Genomic DNA, 23,963 nt, shown 5'->3' with positions numbered 1-23,963 from the left:
ACAAATTCCATTGTAGAGGTGTACAGGAAATCTGTGTTTTAGCTGGGCGATGCTTCCGTTGCTGGTGGTAGTTGTATATACTTAGCTACCAAAGCTTCTAAGAGTGGCAAATCCAGTGGTTTAGAAATATATTCATTGACTCCTGATGCGATACAAGTTTCGCGATCGCCTTTCATCGCCATTGCAGTTTGAGCGATGACTGGAATCCTTTGATACTCTGAGTGATGACGTAGTTGTTTTACCACTTGTAGCCCGTTTTCATCGGGTAACTGAATATCAATTAAAATTAACCCTGGTGTTTGCTGTGCCAAAGTTGACCACATTGCTGTAGCATTTTTAATCCAAGTTACCTGATAACCCAATCTCTCAAGATAAGTTTGCATCAACTGGCCATTGGGTAAATCATCTTCTACCAATAAAATTCGGAAGTTAGAACTAGGGACGACATTTGATGCAGCTAAGGCTGTGATATCTGTTGTATCTATTTGAGCCTTCTGATACTCCTGCACTTCTGTTACTGGTTTCACAGGCAGAATAATCGTAAAACGTGAACCCTGATTCAGTTCTGATTCTACTTCTACGGAACCCCCGTGAATTTCCGCAAGTTTCTTGGTGACAACTAAACCCAAGCCTGTACCCTCATCACGGTTAGTTACCGAGTTAGCAATCTGAAAATAAGGTTGAAAAAGTTGCTCTTGGTCTAATTGAGAAATTCCAATCCCTGTATCCCAAACTGTAAAATTGACAAATTCAGCTTGTGAGATTACTTTTAAACCCACTTCACCATTACAAGTAAACTTCACAGCATTGAAGAGCAAATTTAACAGCATTTGCTTGAGGCGTAAGGGGTCAGCAACTAAAGTTGTTACGCTGGAGTCGAGTTCTAAGCGCAGTTTTAAGCCTTTGTTAGCGGCTTTCTCTTTGACTAATGCCAAAACATTACGACATAGTTCTGGCACATTGACTTCTTCTGGTTGGACTTCTAATTGATTAGCTTCTATTTTGGAGAGGTCTAAAATATCGTTAATCAGTGCTAACAAGTGTTTACCACTCGACTGAATAATATTTAAATATTCTTGATGACGTTCCCGGCTGGGTTCGTAACCTTGAGCTAACAGTAAATGAGTGAATCCGATAATCGAACTCAGAGGTGTGCGAATTTCGTGGCTGGTATTAGCGAGGAACTGATTTTTGAGTTGATTGGTTCTTTCGAGTTCTTGATTAGAACTACCAATATTTTGTGAAATTTGCTGCCAAGATTGTATTTGTTTCAACTGTGCCAGAGCATTAGTCAGCTGTTGGGTGACTCTGGTGAATAATTCTGATTTCAGTTGTATTTGTGATGCTGTCAGAACTTCTTGTGGTGCTTTAGCAATAATTAGCCAGCCAATCGTCTCAGAATCACTGGTTAAAGGCCAAGCACTTGGTGGTTGTTGACTAGCGAGGCTCTGCAAGTCTGCAACTTCCACCATCTGCGTTAATTTCAACCGTAGTTTTTTGCCTTTTTGAGGTGTGACTTCTAGGGCTGATGCAGAATTTGAAACATAACAAATTTGAGCCAATGTTGTTTGTGGTTGAGGCAGAGCGATCGCTACTCTACTATTATTCAAAGCAATATCGAGTTCATCGACCACTGTTTGAAAAATTTCTGCTGCTGTTGCTTCTACATGTACAGTAGACGCAGAAACAGAAACTAGGTAATCATTCAGGCGACTTTGCAACTTGTTCAAGCTGCACTCTAACCACAACTCGGCACGGAGTTGTTGAATTGTTGCCAAAAGACTTGGCGTTGCATCTACCTGTGAGTTTTGTTCTGGTAAGCTTGAATACTGCTGCATGGTCAACTAGACCGTTGAACAAGTTTAGCCTGGCGCAAAATTGCGAACAAGATTCTATGTATATTAGCTCACAAATCTTGATTGTTCACAAACTCTAATTTTTACTGTTTATGGTAACAGACGTAACAATAGTTTTTGAATAAATCACCCAAGTCTAATTTCTTGAGAGTAACTAATTTGCTTAAAAATCATGGATGTACAAGTTATACAACTAATTGTTAATGGTATTGCTTTAGGGAGCATTATTGCTCTAGCTGCGGTTGGTCTGACACTTACCTACGGGATTTTACGGTTATCGAATTTTGCTCATGGTGATTTTCTGACTTTAGGAGCTTATTTGACGCTGTTGGTAAATGCAGCTGGGGTCAATATCTGGCTATCGATGATTTTGGCAGCGGTTGGAACCGTTGCCGCTATGCTGTTAGCGGAGAAGTTGTTGTGGTCAAAGATGCGCTTAATTCGTGCTACTTCCACAACGCTAATTATTATTTCTATTGGTCTAGCTTTATTTTTACGTAATGGCATCATCTTAGTTTGGGGTGGCAAAAACCAAAACTACAATGTTCCTGTCACTTCTGCTTGGGAATTTTTTGGTGTCAAAATCCCCCAAAATCAACTTCTGGTTTTAGGTCTAGCTGTGTTAGCAATTGTGGGGCTGCATTACCTCCTGCAAAACACCAAAATTGGTAAAGCGATGCGAGCCGTAGCAGATGATTTAGATTTAGCCAGAGTTTCCGGTATCAATGTTGAACAAGTTATCCTTTGGACTTGGCTGATTGCCGGCATCCTCACTTCTTTAGGGGGCAGTATGTACGGTTTAATTACTGCTGTGCGTCCAAATATGGGATGGTTTTTAATTTTGCCTTTGTTTGCTTCAGTAATTTTAGGCGGAATTGGGAATCCCTACGGAGCGATCGCCGCAGCTTTTATCATTGGCATTGCTCAGGAAGTGAGTACCATTTGGTTGGGTTCACAGTACAAGCAAGGTATTGCCCTGCTAATTATGATTTTGGTGCTGCTCATTCGCCCCAAAGGTTTATTCAAAGGCACGATTTGAGCAGCACCAGCCCACTTCTAATTATTCAATGATGTGGAAATAGTAGGCTGCTACCAAAAAGTTAACAGCTAAAAGCAGCAATGCCCAACCTGTACGAAATGGATAGGGAGGCTTTGCTCCACTGTCTGCCACTGCGGAACTTTTGTTTTGAGTAGCCATAAGAGGTTCTCCTTAATGTCATGACTTTTTCAGAAATACCAAATAGCTGCACCAATTACCAAGATTCGTTAAAAATATTTGTCTAGCGAGGGAGGGGTGGTGAGTAATGAGTGCTTATTCAGACTTCAGGCTTCACACTTGTATCTTCTCCTGCATGGTAGGAACTGCGAACCAGCGGCCCAGAACGGACATGAGTGAAGCCCATTTTCCATGCTAAACTACCAAGCTCATCAAATTCCTCTGGAGTCCAGTATTTTTGTACTGGCAGATGATCTAAGGAAGGACGCATATACTGACCAATAGTTAAGCGATCGCAGCCTATAGTTCTTAAATCTGCCATTGTTTCGAGAACTTCTGCGACAGTTTCGCCATGTCCCAGCATTAAACCAGACTTGGTGGGAATAGTCGGGTCAATTTCTTTCACTATAGCCAAGACTTGCAGGGAGCGATCGTATTTTGCCCCCCGACGCACTCGGCCAGCTAGCCGTTGTACCGTTTCAATATTGTGATTAAAACAAGCAGGTTTGGCATTCACAATCAATTCAATCCGTTGGCGCTGTCCGACCTCACCCACACCCGCACCACCCCAAAAATCTGGTGTGAGTACTTCAATTTGAGTTCTAGGGTTTAACTGCCTCACCGCCTCCATTGTTTTGACAAAATGTCCCGCCCCTTGGTCTGGCAAATCATCCCGCGCCACAGAAGTTAACACCACATAATTTAATCCCAGAAGTTGGACTGCCTCTGCTATCTTCTGAGGTTCTGCTAAATCAAGAGGCATCGGTGCATGGCCTTTATCAACTTGACAAAAAGCACAAGCACGGGTGCAGGTTGGCCCCATCAGCAAAAAAGTAGCCGTTTTTTGGGCATAGCACTCTCCCCGGTTAGGGCAACGTCCCTCTTCGCAAATTGTGTGAATTTGGCGCTGTTTAATAATGCTTTGTACGGTGGAAATTTCACTGGCTTTGCCAATAGGGCGACGTAACCAGCTAGGCATAGCCATAATTTCGGACTTAAATTCCCCTGGTTGTAACGAAGTCATAAATCCTAGATAAATCTCCAGCTATTTATACCGAAATATACTATCCCCCAATCCATAACAAATTTAGATATAGTGGGATGACTCTCAAGGTCAAGCGGCATAGCCGTAATGCAACTTAAATTTTCTGTTAGAGAAATCAGTCGTGGCCAGTAACAAAATTTTAGTTATCGATGACACTACCGTTGTCAGGGTAAAAGTCCGAGAAATGTTACCTCCAGGTAACTTCGAGGTATTGGAAGCAAAAGACGGGGTAGAAGGACTTAATTTTATCCGTCAAGAAAAACTCAGCTTGATTATGTTAGATTTCCTACTGCCAAAAATGAGTGGCTGGGAAGTTTTTCAACAAATTCAAGCCCAGCCGGAGCTAAGAAAAATTCCTTTAGTGATCATGTCTGGTCGCAAGGAAGAAGTTACCGAAAAAATCCCCGAACCATTTGAATACTTTGATTTTCTGGGTAAACCATTTGATAAAAAGCAACTGATTGATGCGATTAAATCGGCAATGGCTAAAGCCAAGTTGCCACGTTCTGAACCAGCTTTAGTAGGAGTAGGTGCAGCCAAAAATGGCACTAGTACAGGTACAACTAGTACAAGTGCGATCGCAGAACATGAAACAGTAGCTACAGCCAGTATTGACAACTCGCCACTAACCTCAACATCTCCTGTTGAAGCAGCTTCTTTAGCAGAAATTAAAGCACTGAATGAGAAAATAGCCCAAATGCAAACTGAAATAGATGGTTTGAAAAAACAGTTAGCCCAGGTAGTCACCTTTATTAAACAGAAAATTAAGTAAAGTTCAAACTTGCCTTGCTTTCTGTTGTCTTTAATAGTTGTTTCTCCAAATTCTCATTCAATCTCGGTTAAATATAGTATAGTTTTCTAGATTTTTACTAGAAAAGTACTACCAATTGTAAATTTTCTAGAAAGAAATAACATTACTAGTAGTCAATAAATTGCCAAAATTAATCGAGTAGAGTTTTTGATCTCTCTACTCGATTATCTTTTTAAGATAGATTCTTGTTCCATAATTCATAACTATATCTGACATATAGCCATCCTAAATCATTTGATAAATTCTCTTTCTTCTCTTTTTTCTCTTTCTTTGTGTCCTTTGTGTCCTTTGCGGTTCGTTAAAAAGAATATTTTTCACAACTCAGACAGGATTGCTATATAAGCTTTTTACTACAGTAGTATTAGGTATTTTTTAGCCCTAGATTTTAATTAAAATTTATACATTTATTACATTCTCTATAGTGATTATAAATACCTTAAATAAAATTTTGCGACTCTCATGATATTGGTAATTTATTTTTGGGAATACTGAAACAATAGTCATTAGACATAAGTACAGGCTGAGATGTTAACAGTATCAGACACGATATACCCTATATTTGGTTATCAAATTACTGAGCAAATATACTCTGGTAGTAAAACCTTAGTATATCGTGGGGTGAGAGAAAAAGACCAAAAACCCGTCGTTCTCAAATTGATGCGGAATGAATATCCCACTTTTACAGAAATTGCCCAGTTTCGTAATCAATACACTATCACTCAAAATCTGGAAATTCCAGGTATCGTCAAACCATATAGCCTAGAAAACTATCGCAACGGCTATGTTCTGACTATGGAAGATTTTGGGGGTATATCTCTCAAGGAATGGCGCTTAGAAAAATATAAAATTGGCGAAAGTGACCTTTCTTTAAACAATTTTTTTAATATTGCCGTTAAAATTACCACAACATTAGAACTACTCCATCGAAATCGGATTATTCATAAAGACATCAAACCTGCTAATATTTTAATTCACCCAAATACAGAAGAAATCAAACTTATTGACTTCAGTATCTCTACACTTTTGCCAAAAGAAGTTCAATCATTTACGAATCCCAATATTTTAGAAGGTACTCTAGCTTATATTTCCCCTGAACAAACAGGACGAATGAATCGAGTTATTGACTACCGTAGTGATTTTTATTCTTTGGGTATAACTTTTTTTGAACTATTGGCTGGAAATCTACCATTCATCAGTTCCGATCCAATGGAACTAGTGTATTCTCATATTGCCAAACAGCCACCAAAAATTAACTCTCTTAATCCTAATATTCCATCAATTCTATCTGATATTATTAGTAAATTAATCGCCAAAAATGCCGAAGACCGTTATCAAAGTGGTCATGGACTCAGGCATGACTTAGAAATATGTCAAAAACAATGGCAAGAAACTGGAAATATATTACCTTTTGAATTAGGACTGAAGGATATATCTAGTCAATTTAATATTCCAGAAAAACTATATGGTCGACAGCGCGAAGTCGAAACTTTACTGAATACTTTTGAGCGGGTAGCTAATACTCAAACAGAAATAGTATTAGTTACAGGTTCCTCTGGTATTGGCAAAACAGCTGTCATTAATGAAATTCATAAACCAATCGTTAGACAACGTAGTTATTTTATCAAAGGTAAATTTGATCAATTTCAACGTGACATTCCATTATCAGCTTTTATCCAAGCTTTACGTGGCTTAATTGGGCAATTATTAGCCGGAAGTGACACTCAAATTCAACAATGGAAAGACAATATATTATCTGCATTAGGAACACAGGGACAAATAATCATTGATGTCATTCCTGAATTAGAAAGAATTATTGGTAGACAACCAGAAATTACAGAATTATCTGGAAGTGCATCTCAAAATCGTTTCAACTTATTGCTCCAGAAATTTATCCAAGTATTCGCCACAAAAGACCAGCCCCTAGTCATATTTTTGGACGACTTACAATGGGCAGATCATGCTTCTTTAAAATTTATCCAATTTTTAATGGGCGAAACTAGTTCTCCTGCCATTGTAAGCGAAACAAACCGTACAGAATCCATCCCCGGTAACATATTATTAATTGGTGCATACAGGGATAATGAAGTTTTCAATATTCATCCTTTAATTTTAACTTTAAATGAAATTAAAAAAACTGGAACACAAATCAGCCAAATTCAACTTCGCCCATTAAATCAGTCTAGTTTAAACTATTTAATTACCGATACACTTCATTGTTCAGAAGTCTTAGCTATACCTTTAACACAAATGGTATTTGCTAAAACTCAAGGCAATCCATTTTTTGCTACACAATTTCTCAAAGCCTTATATGATGAAGGGCTAATAACCTTAAATTTTGAAGCGGGATATTGGCAATATAATCTAGCAAAAATTAAAACTCTCACTTTTACAGATGATGTTGTAGATTTTATGGCAATTCAAATAGAAAAATTGCCACAAAATACACAAAATATTTTACAATTAGCAGCTTGTATTGGCAACGAGTTTGACTTAAAGACTCTAGCTATTATCTGTGAAAAATCTGTTATTGATACTGCATCAGATTTATGGCCATCGTTAATAGAAGGTCTAATCATTCCCCAAAGTGATGGGTATATTTTTTTATCAGATGATGATTATGCAAAACTAGAAATTATTAATCATAATACTGTCAATAAATCAATTATTGATAATTATCAGCTTCCTAAATATAAATTTGTACATGACCGTGTACAGCAAGCAGCTTACTCTTTAATTGCCAATGAACAAAAAAAATTAACTCATTTAAAAATTGGATTACTTTTAATCAAAAATATTACCTTAATAGAAAGAGAAGAAAAAATTTTTGAGTTAGTTAATCAATTTAATATAGCCATAGATTTGATTACCAATCCACAGCAGCGTTATGAACTATCCGAAATGAATCTTACTGCTGGACGTAAAGCTTTAGCTTCAACAGCTTATTCCGCAGCTTTGAAATATTTAGATACAGGAATTAAACTACTTACCAAATCTAGTTGGAATACTGAATATAGACTAACTTTATCGCTATGGGAAACAGCAGCAGAAGCAGCATATTTAAATGGAGACTTTACACAAGCAGAGGAACTTGTTCAACTAGTTTTAGTTAATGCAAAGACAAACTTGGATAAAGTTAAAGTAATTGAGATTACTATTCAGGCATACGGAGCGCAAAACAAAGCGCAAGAAGGTGTCCAAGCTGGACTAGATTTTTTGAAATTATTCGGCGTTGAGTTTCCCAAAGATCCCAGCCAATTAGACATTCAACAGGCAATGAATGAAACAAATCAATACTTTATTAATAGGAGTATTGATAGTTTAATAGATTTACCAATTATGCAAGATGTAACAGCATTAGCAGTTATGCGTGTTTTATCTAGTACTCTTGCTTTAGCCTACACCGTAATTCCTAACCTATTTCCTTTGATGGTTTTAAAACAGATAAATTTATCTCTGGAATATGGTAATTCTTCATTCTCATCGTATGTGTATGTTTGTTATGGATTTATGCTTTGTGGAGTAGTAGAAGATATTGAATCTGGCTATAAATTTGGCAAATTAGCTACAAGCTTATTGTCTAAATTCAACAATAAAGAAATTAATGCTAAGGTTATCCAGACATTTAACGCCCATGTCAAACATTGGCAAGACCCTGTTAGGGAATCTTTAAAATATCTTTTAGAAGCCTATTCGCTAGGTTTAGAAGCTGGTGATTTAGAATTTGCTGCCTATTCTCTAAAAGCATACTGCTATATTTCATATTTTAGTGGGAAAGTACTAAACTCTCTAGAAATAGAAATGGCAAACTACAGTTATGCTGTTAAGCATATTAAGCAAGATAGGGTTTTCTACTGGATTGAAATATATCGACAGACAGTTTTAAATTTAAAAGATAATGTTCAAAATCCTTGTTTTTTAATAGGTGAAATTTACAATGAGGAAAAATTACTTTCTATCCACAGAGAAGCTAACGATATAAATGCTCTGTTATATTTTTATTTATGTAAGCTACATCTATGTTATTTACTAAAGGAATATTATGAAGCCATTGATTATGCAATCAATGCAGAAAAGTATTTATCTGGGGGAATTGGTCAATTTACATTTCCACAATTTTTCTTTTATGATTCCCTAGCTCGGTTAGCTATATATCATGAGGTTGACTCTGCTCAACAGGCGGAAATGTTGGCTAAGATTGGAGCGAATCAAGAAAGAATGCAAAGGTGGTCAATAAGTTCATCTAGCAATTACTTGAATAAATTTTATTTAGTAGAAGCTGAAAGATATCGAGTTTTAAACCAATATCTAGAAGCAATAGAGTTTTATGATCTTGCTATTTCTTCGGCAAAGGAAAATGAATTTATCCATGAAGAGGCCTTAGCTAATGAATTGGCTGCTAATTTCTATTTAACTTGGGGTAAAGAAAAGATTGCTAAAACTTACTTAACTGATGCTTACTACGGTTATGTACGTTGGGGAGCATTAACTAAAGCTCAAGATTTGCAAAAACGCTATCCTTATTTACTCGTTTCCATTATTCAGGAAGAAAAACTCAGCCAAGATATCAAGAAATACAGAGAACCAGAATTAAGTACATCATCGACTCATAATGTACAGACTTCTCTCAGCAGTCATAACACTTTTGTGAGTTCTAACACTAGTATTTCAGATATGCTAGATTTAGCATCGGTAATTAAAGCTTCTCAGGCGCTATCAGGAGAAATTAATCTTAAAGATTTGCTGTCAACTCTGATGACAGTTGTGATGGAGAATGTAGGTGCATCTAAATGTGTTCTAGTTTTGAATGAAGCGGATAATTCCGGTTTCACTGTCAGAGCTATTAGTTCGATCGCTAATTTAGCCTCTGTCTATACAGAATTTACTTCAATTGATTTAGAATCTTGCAGTGATGTGCCACTGGCAGTAATTAACTATGTTAAACGTAGTCGAGAAATATTAGTGATTGATGATGCAATAAATCAAGGATTTCTCGCAACAGATATGTATGTTATACGACAGCAACCAAAAAGTTTGTTGTGTATTCCGATGATTAATCAAAATCAATTAGTTGGGATACTGTATTTAGAAAATAATTTAGCTACAGCTGCCTTTACAAACGATCGCCTAGAAGTTATCAAACTTTTAACCAGTCAAGCTACAATTTCTCTGGAGAATGCTATACTCTATGAAAATTTAAATCAAACTAAGCAGCAATTAGAAGAATATAATCATAATTTAGAAGCAAAAGTTGCAGAAAGAACAAATGAACTTAAAGATAAAAATGATAAATTGCAACAAGCACTCCAGGAGTTAAGAAGAACTCAAGCCCAATTAATTCAAAGTGAAAAGATGTCTTCTTTGGGTCAAATGGTTGCAGGTATTGCCCATGAAATTAATAATCCCATCAATTTTATTCATGGCAATATTGTACATACTAGTGATTATGTAAGTGATTTACTAGAATTAATGGATTTATATCAACAAGAATATCCAGAGCCAACACCGATAATTACCGAAAAAACTGAAGAAATAGATTTGCAATTTTTGGTTGATGACTTACCTAAAACAATAGATTCGATGAAAATGGGTAGTTCCCGGATTCGAGATATTGTTTTAGGTTTACGGAACTTTTCTCGCTTAGATGAATCTGATATGAAACCTGTTGATATTCATCAGGGTATCGATAATACTTTAATGATTCTGCAAAATCAATTAAAAGAAAAAAATACTTTACATGAAATTGTTGTAATTAAAGAATATGCTGATTTACCAGAAGTAAATTGTTATGCAGGCCAACTGAATCAAGTTTTTATGAATGTTTTGAGTAATGCGATTGATGCTGTTAGAGGTAATTTTGTAGATAAGCAAAATAGACAAAATAATGAGCATCCTCAAATTAAAATTTGCACAGAACTGACAGCATCCCGGATGATCAGAATTACGATCGCAGATAATGGTAGTGGTATCCCAGAAGATATTAGTCAAAAAATATTTGACCCATTTTTTACCACGAAAGATGTAGGTGGTGGTACTGGTTTAGGGTTGTCAATTAGTTACCAGATTGTAGTTGACAAGCATCAAGGAAATTTATTTTATCATTCTGAATTAAATCAGGGTACTGAGTTTGTGATTGAGATACCAATGCGATAAATGGTAAATTTAAATGTGTCCTGATTAAAATTGCTAATGAATAGCGATCGCCCTGCAATTTTCTCATTTTTTGCTGGTGCTGGTTTTCTCGATTTAGGCTTTGAACATAGCGGTTTTAAGATTGTGTATGTCAATGAAATTTTCTCACCTTTCATGGCTGCTTACCGCTATTCTAGAGAATTACTTCAATTACCACTGCCTGAATATGGATATCATTATGGAGAAACCGGTGATGTCAGTAAGTTGCTTGAGGGAATACAAGCACAAGGTTTATTAGAACTAGTCAAAGATTGTCGCAAGTCTCATAATATTATTGGTTTCATTGGTGGGCCGCCTTGTCCTGATTTTTCAGTTGGTGGCAAAAATCAAGGCTACTTGGGCAGTAACGGGAAACTATCTGAAGTTTATATTGAACTTATTTGCCAGAATCTGCCTGATTTCTTTTTATTTGAAAATGTTAAAGGATTATGGCGAACCAAAAAACATCGGTTATTTTTTGAATCTTTAAAAATTCGGTTGCAGCAAGCTGGCTATGTTTTAACCGAACGCTTAATTAATGCTCTTGAATATGGTGTACCTCAAGATAGAGAAAGAATTATTTTGATAGGTTTTCATCAGTATTTTATCAATCAAAATCAAATAAAAAAACAACTAAATCTAGGGTTATGGCAAAAATACATAACACATTCTCAAGTAAGAATCTCAGCTTGTTCTTGGCCAAAATATCAATCATTTCAAGTGGATTCTTTATTACCTTGTCCTGATCATATTATTCCCGAATTAACTGTGGAGTTTTGGTTTAGAAAAAATAACGTTCAGCATCATCCTAATACTCAGCATTATTTTCAACCCAGAGCCGGGATGAGTAAATTTGCGACTGTTGATGAAGGAGATGATTCTAAAAAATCATTTAAACGTCTGCACCGTTGGCGTTATTCTCCCACAGCTTGCTATGGCAATAATGAAGTACATTTACATCCTTATAAAATGCGGCGAATTTCTGTAGCCGAAGCTTTAGCCATACAATCTTTACCAGAAAATTTTGTACTTCCTGATCTAATGTCTTTGACTAATATGTTTAAATCCATTGGTAATGGTGTACCTTACTTGCTGTCTCAGGCATTAGCTAAAACTATTCTTGATTTTTTAGGAGTTAATTAAGAAAAAACTGTGGCATTGCTGCAAGCACAAATTGTCTAAAAATCCATAAATTTAGTTACAATAGTTAAATAAAATCAAAATATCTCCAAATATAATCTGAATAATTAGCTAGTTTTGGAGTCAAATTCCTAGTTAATGTGGTTTAATATATAATAAATGTCTTAATTTTTTATAAAGCTTAATAATCATTCATAGGCAAAAGTTCAATGGCAGCAGACTATCCAGATATTGATATTGCGCCATTTATCGATCACGCCCTGTTAACGCCAACGGCTACTCCAGAGCAGGTTGAGCAATGGTGTGAACAAGCATATAGATTTAACTTTGCGGCGGTTTGCATTTACCCCACCCACGTTAAACAAGCAGCTGAACTCCTACAAAACAAAAAGCCAAAAGTTTGTACTGTGATTGGTTTTCCGACGGGAGCCACAACTTCAGCCGTTAAGCTTTATGAAGCGCAAGAAGCAGTAGAAAATGGCGCTACTGAGTTAGATTTAGTGCTTAACTTAGGCTGGTTGAAAGTGGGGAAAACAGAGGAAGTTCACCGAGAAATTGCTGAGATTTGTGAAGAAACAGGGCAAACAGTCAAGGTAATTTTAGAAACTAGTCTACTGACAGATGCTGAAAAAAGGCTGGCAGCAGAAATATGTATGGATGCGGGTGCAGCATTTCTAAAAACCAGTACAGGTTGGAATGGCGGTGCTACATTAGCAGATGTGCGTTTTTTGAAAGAAATAGTTAGAGACAGCATAGGAATTAAAGCTTCTGGGGGTATTCGGACTCACGAACAAGCTTTAGACTTAATCCTAGCGGGTGCTACAAGATTGGGGACATCTCGTGGTATCGATTTGCTCCGCCAGCGCGATAATCTGGAGAAAGGGGAATAGTCATTTGTCCTTTGTCTTTCCTCCGCAGCTAATGAACGCCAGTGAGAAAGTCGGCGAAACCACCCCATACACTGGCTGTTAATGACTAGTGACTGATGACTAATGATTCATGAGTAAAACTTATAAAGCAACTGGTATTAATCTTAAAACTCAGGTGCTGGGCGAGTCAGACAGGATAGTGACAATTTTGACACGAGAGTTTGGTCTGATTCGAGCAGTTGCACCAGGGGCGCGTAAGCATAACTCTAGCCTGGGTGGTCGGAGTGGAATGTTTGTTGTGAATGAACTACTGATTGCTAAAGGGCGATCGCTCGATAAAATTACTCAAGCACAAACCCTAAAAACCTACCCTGGTTTAGCTCAAGATTTAGGCAAATTAGCCGCAGGTCAATATTTAGCAGAAATCGCCTTGTCTCAGGCTTTGAGTGAACAACCCCAAGAAGAACTTTATGAGTTACTGAATGCACATCTTCATCAATTAGAAATCATCCCAAAAGCTGAAATATCATCTGTGTACGCATATCTGGCTTTGGGCGTGTTTCAACTTTTAGTTTTGGCAGGACTAACACCACAAATCCAAACCTGTTGTTTAACTCAAAAGCTTCTCACGCCAGACTTGACTAAGCCCTACTGGCAAGTCGGATTTAGTGTTCCTGCTGGTGGGGTAATTTGTTTAGAGGCATGGGAAAGTTTACGCAGAAAACGCGAGAAAGAAAAATGGGAAAATAGAAATCATTCCGAATTTTCCCCATCAGCAAATTCTCCTATCCCTAGTTACGAGACTGTTGTCCATCGACAAGAAATTCCAGTTATTTCCTGTCGTTTGAGTGCTAAAGAATTGGCTCTGCTCCAACAACTGTCACAACCAGAGATAATGCAAATTGATGGAATTAGAGATAATGGCTGGTTATCGATTGAGCAGATTTTACGTCAGTATGCTCAGTATCATTTAGGCCATTCTATTCGCTCCGCTACCCTGATAGATTCTTATTTTGCTGCCAACCAACCATGATGCAACCATCTGATTTGGATCGAAAAATCCTTCCCTTATCACCAAACCACACCAAAAAACCGAGTCGGGCAAATACTTCTAATGTGACTAATCATTTGAAGTCTGTTCCCATATCTACAAATAGTCAAATTTACAACCAAGAAATTTCTAAACCCGATGTTTCAACCAATGATAAAGAATGGACATCGGATACAGTTGTCAATATTGCCCCCAGTCGCAAGGAAAAAAGTTTACCAGTCGCAGCTGCAACCGAAAAAACAGTTGGGAATGGTTCTGGCGGTGAAGCGAATTCAGACAAAGTACAACAGCAGGGATTTTTACCTGTATTAAAAAACCCGAATTTCTTAGCACTTTGGGGTGGGCAAGTGTTTTGCCAACTGGCTGATAAAGTGTACTTAGTATTGATGATTGCTTTAATCAATAGTCACTTTCAAGCAAGTAGTCAAAGCATTAGTGGTTGGGTATCAGCATTGATGATGGCATTTACGATTCCAGCCGTATTATTTGGTTCGGTGGCTGGAGTATTTGTAGATCGTTGGTCAAAAAAAGCAGTTTTAGTTGCAACAAATATTTGGCGGGGTATTTTGGTTTTGGTGATTCCTTTATTGTTGTGGTTAACTCATGATTGGCAACCCATCGGAGTTTTACCAGTAGGTTTTGCCATAATTTTAGGTGTGACTTTTTTGGTTTCCACACTGACACAGTTTTTTGCACCAGCGGAACAAGCAGCAATTCCGTTGGTAGTCGAAGAACAGCACTTACTTTCGGCAAACTCCCTGTATACAACAACTATGATGGCTTCAGTGATTATTGGCTTTGCCATCGGTGAACCGATTTTAGCGATCGCAGATAGTATATGGGCGCAGTTTGGTGGTAGCAATGGTTTGGGTAAAGAAATTTTAGTAGGTGGCAGTTATGCGATCGCAGGTGTAATTTTAATGTTATTGGCTACTAAAGAAAAACCCCACGCTCCCGATACGGAATTTCCTCATGTTTTCTCAGACTTACGTGATGGTTTTGCTTACCTCAAAGCTAATCATCAAGTGCGGAATGCTTTAGTCAGACTGATTATTTTGTTTTCTGTCTTTGCCGCTTTAACAGTGTTGGCAGTGCGGATGGCAGAAGTTATACCGAATTTAAAAGCTTCGCAATTTGGCTTTTTACTAGCAGCAGGTGGTGTAGGAATTGCCGTTGGCGCAACAATTTTAGGACAGTTTGGACAACGCTTTTCCTATTCTCAACTCGGCTTGTATGGTTGTTTAGGAATGGCAGCATCTTTAATTGGTTTGGCTTTATTTACAACACAATTGTGGTTGGTATTATTGTTTGTGGCTATCTTAGGGATTTTTGGCGCGTTAGTTGGCATTCCAATGCAAACTGCAATTCAAACAGAAACTCCCCCAGAAATGCGGGGTAAAGTATTTGGTTTGCAAAATAATGTCATTAATATTGCCTTAACTTTACCTTTAGCACTAGCAGGCGTAGCCGAAACCTTTGTTGGATTGAAAGCTGTCTTTTTGGGACTAGCTGCGATCGCATTTTTTGGTGGGATTTTAACTTGGTATAATTCCCATAAGTCTGCTTGACAAAAACAAGAATTTATTATTGACTTTGATTTCATGGTAAACTGAACTCATCAATAATTTCGTGCCTCTTCGCTGGGAATAAACCTGAGATTACGCAGAATAAAGTTGTATTCCAAGTGTAAAATTCACAGCTTATTCATTAAAGTTAATCAATCCGAACATCGATTGTTTTCATCAGCTAATCAGCAAAGTGAGTAATAGTTGATATCGGTGCTTTTTCAGCACAAAATTGTTTAGTAAAATCAGGTTCTAGTCAAATACAGCTAAGGCGCAAAAATCATAAATAAAATAAAACCAGCTTTCTTATAACTAATTTTAAAGAATGCGTATAGCCTGGATTGGAAAAAAATCGCCGTTTTGTGGCAATGTCACCTATAGCCGAGAAATAACCAATGCCTTACTAGATAGGGGACATGAAGTTAGTTTTCTGCACTTTGCCCAAGAAGAACCTGAACCGGATAACTGGCCGAAATTCCAAGAAGTATCGTTACCTTTTATTTATAAATCTCAAGTTTATACAATTCCGGCACTGAAAGCGACAAAAGTTTTAACAGAATCTTTAAGAGAAATTAAGCCGGATATTGTTCATGCTTCTTTAACTTTGTCGCCGCTGGATTTTGTTTTGCCAGAAATTTGCGAACAACTAAATTTACCTTTAGTTGCTACTTTTCATACGCCGTTTGCTGGTAAAGGGGCAAAACTGATATCGGGAACCCAGCTTATAGCTTATCAGTTGTACGCACCTTTTTTAGATAACTACGATCGCGTGATTGTATTTTCGCAAATTCAGCGAGAATTATTGGCACGGATGGGTGTACGAGACAAAAATATTGCAGTTATTCCCAATGGTGTAGATACAGTTAAATATTCACCAGGATATTCGACAGTTAAAGCAGAATTTCAAGCAGAACGCTTATTTGTTTACCAAGGACGCATAGCCCCAGAAAAAAATGTCGAAGCTCTCTTGCGGGCTTGGAAACAGTCAGGAATGAGCGAGGGGAGTAAGTTATTAATTGTAGGGGATGGCCCTTTAAGAGCTTCTTTAGAGCAATTTTATGGCGCAGAATACGGCGTTATTTGGTTAGGTTTTGTGGCGGAAGAAGAAAGACGCATCGAAATCTTACGGGGTGCCGATGTGTTTATTTTGCCATCTTTAGTAGAAGGATTGTCTTTGTCTTTGTTAGAAGCAATGGCCTGTGGAGGGGCTTGTATAGCTACAGATGTTGGTGCGGACGGAGAAGTTTTAGAGAAAGGGGCTGGTATAGTTTTAAGTACTAAAACAGTGCGATCGCAATTAAAAACCCTTCTACCACTCTGCCAAGATCATCCAGAATTAACAACTCTGCTAGGACAAAAAGCTAGAAATCGCGTTTTAGAGCGATATACATTAAATAAAAATATTACACAGTTAGAAGAATTGTATAAGGAAGTTTTAGTCGAGCGACCTGTACGTCTGAGTTGGGGAGCTTAGGACATTTCATATTTAAACTGACGTAGAAAGAATGACACAATCTCTCCAAAAATTATTTACATTTAATGAATTTTTAGATTTTTTGGCTACACAACCAGAAAATATTCGTTATGAATTACACGATGGAGAGATTGTTCAAATGCCGCCACCACCAGGGAAGCATGAGCAAATAGTAGCATTTTTAACAATGATTTTAGGGTATGAGTGTCTTCGTCTGAAGCTGAATTACGGTATACCTAAAACCGCTACAGTGAAGCCAACAAATAAAATATCAGGTTACTATCCAGATGTTTTATTAATGAATTTTTCTAATTTGATCAATGAACCACTGTGGGAGAAACAATCAATCCTCAGTCAATCAGATTCCATCCCATTAGTCATCGAAGTTGTCAGTACTAATTGGCGAGATGATTATCATAAAAAGTTGGCTGACTATGAAGAAATGGGTATCCCAGAATATTGGATTGTAGATTATGCAGCTTTGGGTAGTAAAGAGTTAATAGGCGACCCTAAACAGTCAACAATCACAATTTACTCTTTAAGTGAAGAAGGGGAATATCGTGGTAAACAGTTTAGAGGAAATGAACGTATAGAATCCCCAACATTCTTAAATTTAAATCTAACTGTTGAGCAAATTTTTCAGTGCGTGATTGATTGATTAAAGTGGCAAATTTCTCTTCAGAGTTCTTTAATTTATAAGCTTTTATAAAGTGAATATACAAAATTTAAAACCAACTGTAGCAAATCATTACAGCTATAGAGTTTCCTATTCTACTGAGGTACAAACGTATCTGTTTCCATCTGCGTTCATCCGCGTAGCCTGCGGCAAGCCGCTTGCGCGTCTACATCTGCGGTTAATTATTCTTGCTTGTACCTCGCTAGAGTGAGAACCGCTATATTTTACTAATTCTAAAATTTATCGTATTCTTCTGGTTCTACTTCAGGAACTTTACTCAAAACTTGCTGAAATTTCTCCCAACTACCACGGTTGGCTTTTTCTTCTAAATAGTCTTTGGTCATCCAGGCAGAAACCTGTGCTGATAAAGCAATAGCTACAAGTTGTTCAATAGAAATATTTTCTTTGGCAGCTAAAGCTTCAATTTGTTTATACAAAGATTCCGGTAACTGTACATTTATGTTATTCATTGGATTTCTCCTACTATTTGTAAGAATTCTTTGGGTGAAACTATCCTGATACCAAATTTTTTTGCATTTTGTAAGTCTTTGTGGTTGTAAGTAATGATAAAATCGGCTTGGCATTCAACAGCTAAATCAATGATAAAATCATCATCAGGATCTTGTGCTATTGGTCGCCATAGATAAAAAATACTACATTTATTGGCAATGCTACAAATAGCTTCGATAATGGTGTCAATATCTTCATTGCTCAATCTAAGCTGCTCTTTTTCTCGTTTGAGAATTTCTTCGTACTCAAATACTAAAGTAGCAGAAATATTTAACTGCCAACGGCTATCATTCAGCATTGTGAGCAGCTTATAAGATGCCCCTTGGTTAGACCGTAAACCAGTAAGTAATATATTTGTATCGAGTACAATTTGGTACGGCTTTTTCATTATTTGACTATTGACTTGAATAATCTACCTGTTGATAAATTCATCCTTTAAAGCCCAACCCAAACTTGTTGGCTGTTGATAAACTTGCTTCAAAGTATTCACATCTCTAGCTGAAACAGTCGGTGGGTTGCGGACTTGGGCAAAATATAAAGCATCAGTTTGTGATGGACTATGACCCCAAATTCCCAAGGCGTGACCAAGTTCATGGCGTGCGGATGCAACAACATAATTACCAGTCTGACTAGGACTCAAGAGAATAGTAAAACGGTGTAATAAAAGGTTGTTCTTGGTATACAACTGGTATGTAGTTAACGCAGAACGCGCCCGTGGAATTTTTTTATCTGGTGATAATTGTAATGGTGGTGCTTTTCGCTCAATTTTAATATCAGCAAATTCTGGCTTTTCTACTACTTTTAAAGGTAAGTAAATATTCCATTCATTTACAGCCTGGATAACACTTTTCACCCAGTCTTCCGCCTGTTGATTGCTAACATTTATTGGTCGTTCTATATAAACTTTAACTGGAAATTGTGACCAAACTAAATAGCCTATTTCTGTTTTTGCAACTTGAGCAAAGTAATCACCACTGTTTGTATTATCATTCCACTGAACTAGCGTAAGTGGTAAGGGATGAGGTTTTGCTTGAGGTAAAGAAGTGGCGCTAGATGAAAAGTGAGCAAAAATAATTAACAGCCCTGTACTTATAGTTAAGACAAAGGCTGTTAGGATTTTTCTCATATTCGGTGTTGGGTTTAGGGTCATTTTCCCCATTTCCCTATACTTATTTGGGTAGCCAACCTGCACTTAAAACCACTGTTAAGCCGAGAAAAATTACTGTTAAAGCCCAAGTAATTCGGTTGAGGGTGTTTTCTGCACTTTTGGTACTGCTAAATAATTGGGCTTGTCCACCAATAGCACCAATCCCATCGCCTTTAGGGCTATGCAGCAATACTAAAACAATCATTCCCAGGGCGGCTAATGCCCAAACAATTTGTACGATATTTGTAACTGTCATGTTCGCAATCTCATTTATGGCGGTTTGAAAACAGATGTCGGAAGTTAAGGCTTCAAAAACTCTATTTTATTACTTTTAAATCTTAACTCCTAAGATTCTTAGCATAATTAGTTTTGAGGTCTAAGTGCTGAGTAATTTTGACTTTACTCAGCACTCAGCACTTTCAACTCAGCACTATTTTACAGACCAATTGGCATAGGAGTACGATCGCGTTTTAAGTCAAACTCTATTGGTTTGACTAGTGATCGCCCTGTCATTTCTGGTGGCTGTGGTAGCTGTAAAATATCCAGAATGGTAGGTGCAATGTCGGCTAACTTGCCATCATTACGTAGTTCGACATTGGTACCATGTCCAGGAATTTTGGCTTTTTCGCCTTCCACCAAAATCAAGGGTACTGGGTTGGTAGTATGGGCTGTCCAAGAGTTACCCTCTTCATCTAGCATATACTCAGCGTTACCGTGGTCGGCGGTAATCATTGTTGTCCCGCCTGCTTTGATAATGCTTTCTAAAAGGCGACCTACACAACGGTCAACTTCTTCAATCGCTGTGATTGTGGCTGGCATTTGACCAGTATGCCCTACCATATCTGGGTTAGCATAGTTAATCACAACTAAGGAGTATATGCCTTTTTGAATGGCAGCGATCGCTACATCGGTGACGGCGGCGGCTGACATGACTGGCGCTTTGTCATAAGTCGCTACCATTGGACTGCTGACAAGTTCTCGGTCTTCGCCCGCAAAAGGTTCTTCTAAACCGCCGTTGAAGAAGTAAGTGACGTGGGCGTATTTTTCTGTTTCCGCAGTCCGAAACTGTTTTAGGCCATGATTTGCAATGACTTCACCGAGAATATTGGTTAAATTCTGCGGTTCAAAAGCCACTGTCACGGGTAACTCTGGATCGTACTGGGTAAATGTCACGAAAGATAATGGCTGGATTCTCTGTCGCTCAAAGCCTGTAAATTCGGGACTAACAAAGGCTTGAGTCAACTGTCTAGCACGGTCAGGGCGGAAGTTGAAAAATATTACCCCATCTCCGGGAGCAATTGCACCGGGAGCAATACGGACTGGGTTAATAAATTCATCCGTCACCCCTTCGGCGTAAGATGCTTCCAAGACTTGTGCGGCTGTTCGTCCATCGCCTGCACCATCTTGGGTGATAACATCATAGGCTCTTTGAACACGATCCCAACGGCGATCGCGATCCATCGCATAATAACGACCGCTCAAGGTAGCAATGCGCCCAATCCCTACGCGATTAGTATAATCTTGAATTGCCTGAATCGCTTTTATACCTTCGTTGGGTGAGGTATCACGACCATCAGTAATCGCGTGGATACAAACTTCTGAAATTCGCTGATCCTTTGCTAAGTCAAGTAGTCCGAACAGGTGGGTAATATGTGAGTGTACCCCGCCATCAGAACAAAGACCCACTAAGTGCAGCTTGCCATTTTGAGAACGAACTTCCTGGCAAATTTTAACCAGTGCAGGGTTACTAAGGATTGAACCGTCTTCCACTGCATCCGAGATGCGTACAAGTTCTTGTGGTACAACTCTCCCAGCGCCAATATTCAAATGACCAACTTCTGAGTTACCCATTTGACCCTCTGGCAAGCCTACGGCTTTTCCGGATGTGCGGATGAGGGTATGCGGGTACGCCGCCCACAAGCTGTCCATAATTGGCGTTTTAGCAGCAACGATAGCGTTTCCTCGTGTCTCCTCGCAGTAGCCCCATCCGTCTAAAATGACTAGCACCACAGGAGCAACAGGTGCTTTGGTCATAGTAAAACTGCCCTTTACTTTTTGTAATACCCGAATGATACCACTGCTAACCACAGGTGCAAGTGAATTTGTGCTTATTAACTTAATTTATGACTTATTGAGAGATTTTTTAGACTTTTTTTACTTTTCGCAGCTGTTGCATATATTTTGTGATATCGCCAATGAATAAATTAGTTAGTAGTTAAGTAAAGGTACTACTACTAACTTGATATTTTACTTTTTCTTGCCAGAAGTTTTGGCTGCTTTGGCTGCTTTCTTCGCAGCTTTTTCCGCAGCGATCGCCGCTAATTTGGCTTCTTCTTTTTCCTCGGCAATTTTTCCTAAGTAGTAGTGGTAATCTCCTAAATAAACCCGGAATTCCCCATCCCGAATTTCCACAATTTTGTTAGCCACCTGGGAAATAAAATAACGGTCGTGGGAAACTACAATCGCTGTCCCATCATAGTTTTGCAGTGCTTCTTCCAACATCTCTTTAGCTGGAATATCGAGATGGTTAGTCGGCTCATCTAAAATCAGTAAATTAGCTGGACGCAATAGCATTTTTGCCAATGCTAAACGTGCTTTTTCTCCTCCACTTAAGGCTTCAACCGATTTAAATACAGTGTCACCTGAGAATAAAAACTTGCCGAGCAGCGTGCGAACTTCTTCGTTTTTCCAGTCAGGAACTTCATCGTGAATTGTTTCCATCACGGTCTTTTTCAAGTCCAAAGCTTCAGCTTGATTTTGCTCAAAGTAACCCGGAATAACGTTATGATCGCCTAAGCTAACGATGCCTTCACTAGGTGTTTCCGTACCCATAATGATTCGCAATAAGGTGGATTTCCCTGCACCGTTGGGGCCTAGAAAAGCGATGCGATCGCCCCTTTCAATCAGCAAATTTGCACCCAGGAATAAGATTTTATCATCATAGATATGCGTTAAATCCTTAATCTTCACAACTTCCCGACCACTGCGGGGTGCAGGGGGAAAGCGAAAATGTAAGGTTCTGACTCCAGATGTGGGTGCTTCGATGCGTTCAACTTTTTCGAGTTGCTTTTCCCGGCTTTTTGCTTGGGTACTGCGGGTAGCACTAGCGCGGAATCTGTCAACAAAAGCTTGTTGTTTCTCAATTTCCTTTTGTTGGCGTTCGTAAGCATTCAGCTGCGCTACTTGATTTTCGGCTTTTTGTTGCAAATAAGCAGAATAGTTACCCAAGTAGGTGCTAGAAACACCGCGTTCAGTTTCGACAATTTGAGTACACAGGCGGTCTAAAAATTCGCGGTCATGGGAAACTATCACCATTGGCGTTGTTAAGCCTTTGAGGTAATTTTCTAGCCACTCGATAGTTTCTAAGTCTAAATGGTTAGTCGGTTCGTCTAACAGTAATAAATCTGGTGATTGCAGCAGGATTTTACCCAAACTCATCCGCATTTGCCAACCACCAGAAAAAGCACTGACGAGGCGATCACCATCTTCTTGATCAAATCCCATCTCTGGTAAAATCTTGCCGATGCGTGCTTCTAAACCGTAACCATCCAAAGCTTCAAACTGACGCTGCAAACGATCCAACTTGTTAATTAGTCTATCCAGTTCCTCTGGTGTCGCAGTTTGCATATCATGTTGCACTTGCGTCAGAGCTAACTGTACTTCGTTGGCTTCCTTAAATACTGTCCAAAATTCTTCTCTAACAGTGCGGGTAGGATCGACTTCAAACTCTTGATTGAGATAAGCAATATGTAAACTAGCAGGACGAATAATGTCGCCGGCGGTAGGTTCAATTTCCCCAGAGATAATTTTCAACTGGGTAGATTTTCCCGCACCGTTAACGCCAACTAAGCCAATGCGATCGCCTGGTTTTACTTCCCAGTTGATATCCTTAAGGACTTCGCCTGTGGGATAAATTTTACTGATATGTTCGAGTCGCAGCATCGAGTTTCTCTCAGGGTAGGAAATTGATGGTTAAGGACGAAGTACCAACACCGTGTCCAATATTAACAAAAATTAACCAATAATTCTTCCCAAGAAGTAACAATCAAACCCAGATATTGCTTAATTTTGATTACTCATGAATTTTGTGCAGCTTGCTGTACTTCTTCAATACTTAAATCAAGTTCCGCCGCTACTTGTTCCACAGTCAAACCCAACCTCAAAAGGCGAGAGACCATTCTCAACTTTTCTTGTCATTGACCTTCCTGTCTACCTTGTTCTTTGCCTTCCTGAAAAGCTTCTTGATAAAATCGTGTTTGCTTTAAATCGCCTAATTCAAACATAGCCTGCATTTTTCCTTGATTACTGAGAGCTGATTCGTAAACAAAAGCTTAAGATGCCATTCGCTTGACCATCAGACGAATCAATGAGCCATAAATCATCGCTTCACTTAACTCTGTGTACAACTCGTAATCCTTACTCAAACGCCGAAATC

General features: G+C 38.4%; 18 protein-coding genes and 1 pseudogene. 9 read left to right on the top strand and 10 right to left on the bottom strand.

Translation table 11 applies throughout. The features are described 5' to 3' along the window. Positions 1 to 38: 38 nt before the first annotated feature. Complete coding sequence (hrmK, locus tag H6G75_RS27045; RefSeq protein ID WP_190982993.1) at positions 39 to 1,838, bottom strand: hybrid histidine kinase/response regulator HrmK; 1,800 nt, start codon at positions 1,836 to 1,838, stop codon at positions 39 to 41. Positions 1,839 to 2,028: 190 nt separating this feature from the next. Between hrmK and H6G75_RS27040 the strand changes: the two genes are divergently transcribed. Further along, positions 2,029 to 2,895: a branched-chain amino acid ABC transporter permease gene (locus H6G75_RS27040; protein ID WP_190982992.1), complete on the top strand. Its 867-nt coding sequence runs from the start codon at positions 2,029 to 2,031 to the stop codon at positions 2,893 to 2,895. 21 nt (positions 2,896 to 2,916) lie between these two features. Here H6G75_RS27040 and H6G75_RS27035 read toward each other — a convergent pair whose 3' ends face one another. Beyond that, positions 2,917 to 3,054, bottom strand: a complete 138-nt coding sequence (locus H6G75_RS27035) for a photosystem I protein PsaX (protein ID WP_190982991.1) — start codon at positions 3,052 to 3,054, stop codon at positions 2,917 to 2,919. 118 nt (positions 3,055 to 3,172) lie between these two features. Beyond that, positions 3,173 to 4,096, bottom strand: a complete 924-nt coding sequence (lipA, locus tag H6G75_RS27030; RefSeq protein ID WP_190982990.1) for a lipoyl synthase — start codon at positions 4,094 to 4,096, stop codon at positions 3,173 to 3,175. Between the two features lie 142 nt (positions 4,097 to 4,238). On the opposite strand from lipA, the gene H6G75_RS27025 reads away from it, so the two are divergent. From H6G75_RS27025 to H6G75_RS26990, 8 genes are all read left to right on the top strand, one after another. Further along, a complete protein-coding gene (locus H6G75_RS27025) occupies positions 4,239 to 4,889 on the top strand; it encodes a response regulator (protein ID WP_190982989.1) in 651 nt (216 codons plus the stop codon). A 564-nt stretch (positions 4,890 to 5,453) separates the two neighbouring features. Then, complete coding sequence (locus tag H6G75_RS27020) at positions 5,454 to 11,078, top strand: ATP-binding sensor histidine kinase (protein WP_190982988.1); 5,625 nt, start codon at positions 5,454 to 5,456, stop codon at positions 11,076 to 11,078. A gap of 36 nt (positions 11,079 to 11,114) precedes the next feature. Continuing rightward, a complete protein-coding gene (locus tag H6G75_RS27015; RefSeq protein ID WP_190982987.1) occupies positions 11,115 to 12,239 on the top strand; it encodes a DNA cytosine methyltransferase in 1,125 nt (374 codons plus the stop codon). Between the two features lie 206 nt (positions 12,240 to 12,445). Beyond that, positions 12,446 to 13,126, top strand: coding sequence for a deoxyribose-phosphate aldolase (deoC, locus tag H6G75_RS27010; protein WP_190982986.1), 681 nt, complete (start codon positions 12,446 to 12,448; stop codon positions 13,124 to 13,126). A gap of 109 nt (positions 13,127 to 13,235) precedes the next feature. Then, complete coding sequence (gene recO / locus H6G75_RS27005; protein WP_190982985.1) at positions 13,236 to 14,138, top strand: DNA repair protein RecO; 903 nt, start codon at positions 13,236 to 13,238, stop codon at positions 14,136 to 14,138. Next, positions 14,138 to 15,724 carry an MFS transporter gene (locus H6G75_RS27000; protein ID WP_190983008.1) on the top strand — a complete coding sequence of 529 codons (1,587 nt, stop codon included), beginning with the start codon at positions 14,138 to 14,140 and terminating at the stop codon, positions 15,722 to 15,724. The genes recO and H6G75_RS27000 overlap by 1 nt, the downstream gene beginning before the upstream one ends. Before the next feature lie 322 nt (positions 15,725 to 16,046). Further along, positions 16,047 to 17,195, top strand: a complete 1,149-nt coding sequence (locus H6G75_RS26995) for a glycosyltransferase family 4 protein (RefSeq protein WP_190982984.1) — start codon at positions 16,047 to 16,049, stop codon at positions 17,193 to 17,195. A 31-nt stretch (positions 17,196 to 17,226) separates the two neighbouring features. Then, positions 17,227 to 17,853: a Uma2 family endonuclease gene (locus H6G75_RS26990; protein ID WP_190982983.1), complete on the top strand. Its 627-nt coding sequence runs from the start codon at positions 17,227 to 17,229 to the stop codon at positions 17,851 to 17,853. A gap of 251 nt (positions 17,854 to 18,104) precedes the next feature. Here H6G75_RS26990 and H6G75_RS26985 read toward each other — a convergent pair whose 3' ends face one another. From H6G75_RS26985 to H6G75_RS26950, 7 genes and pseudogenes are all read right to left on the bottom strand, one after another. Continuing rightward, complete coding sequence (locus H6G75_RS26985) at positions 18,105 to 18,341, bottom strand: ribbon-helix-helix protein, CopG family (RefSeq protein ID WP_190982982.1); 237 nt, start codon at positions 18,339 to 18,341, stop codon at positions 18,105 to 18,107. Beyond that, on the bottom strand, positions 18,338 to 18,769 hold the full coding sequence (locus H6G75_RS26980; protein WP_190982981.1) for a putative toxin-antitoxin system toxin component, PIN family: 432 nt from the start codon (positions 18,767 to 18,769) through the stop codon (positions 18,338 to 18,340). Before H6G75_RS26980 ends, H6G75_RS26985 begins: the two co-directional genes overlap by 4 nt. 24 nt (positions 18,770 to 18,793) lie before the next feature. After that, on the bottom strand, positions 18,794 to 19,540 hold the full coding sequence (locus tag H6G75_RS26975; RefSeq protein WP_190982980.1) for a peptidase: 747 nt from the start codon (positions 19,538 to 19,540) through the stop codon (positions 18,794 to 18,796). A gap of 10 nt (positions 19,541 to 19,550) precedes the next feature. Further along, positions 19,551 to 19,784: a preprotein translocase subunit SecG gene (gene secG / locus H6G75_RS26970; protein WP_190588759.1), complete on the bottom strand. Its 234-nt coding sequence runs from the start codon at positions 19,782 to 19,784 to the stop codon at positions 19,551 to 19,553. A 179-nt stretch (positions 19,785 to 19,963) separates the two neighbouring features. Beyond that, positions 19,964 to 21,562 carry a 2,3-bisphosphoglycerate-independent phosphoglycerate mutase gene (gene gpmI, locus H6G75_RS26965; RefSeq protein WP_190982979.1) on the bottom strand — a complete coding sequence of 533 codons (1,599 nt, stop codon included), beginning with the start codon at positions 21,560 to 21,562 and terminating at the stop codon, positions 19,964 to 19,966. 213 nt (positions 21,563 to 21,775) lie between these two features. After that, the gene (locus H6G75_RS26960) at positions 21,776 to 23,470 is read right to left on the bottom strand and encodes an ABC-F family ATP-binding cassette domain-containing protein (RefSeq protein WP_190982978.1); all 1,695 of its coding nucleotides are present in this window, start codon (positions 23,468 to 23,470) and stop codon (positions 21,776 to 21,778) included. A 389-nt stretch (positions 23,471 to 23,859) separates the two neighbouring features. Then, positions 23,860 to 23,963: pseudogene (locus H6G75_RS26950) on the bottom strand (IS5/IS1182 family transposase); the annotation flags it as partial.

The organism is Nostoc sp. FACHB-280 (genome assembly GCF_014697615.1).
In the GTDB taxonomy this organism is placed as follows: domain Bacteria; phylum Cyanobacteriota; class Cyanobacteriia; order Cyanobacteriales; family Nostocaceae; genus Nostoc_B.
The sequence above is the reverse complement of the archived record's forward strand: the minus strand, read 5'-3'. Positions and strand labels throughout refer to the sequence as shown.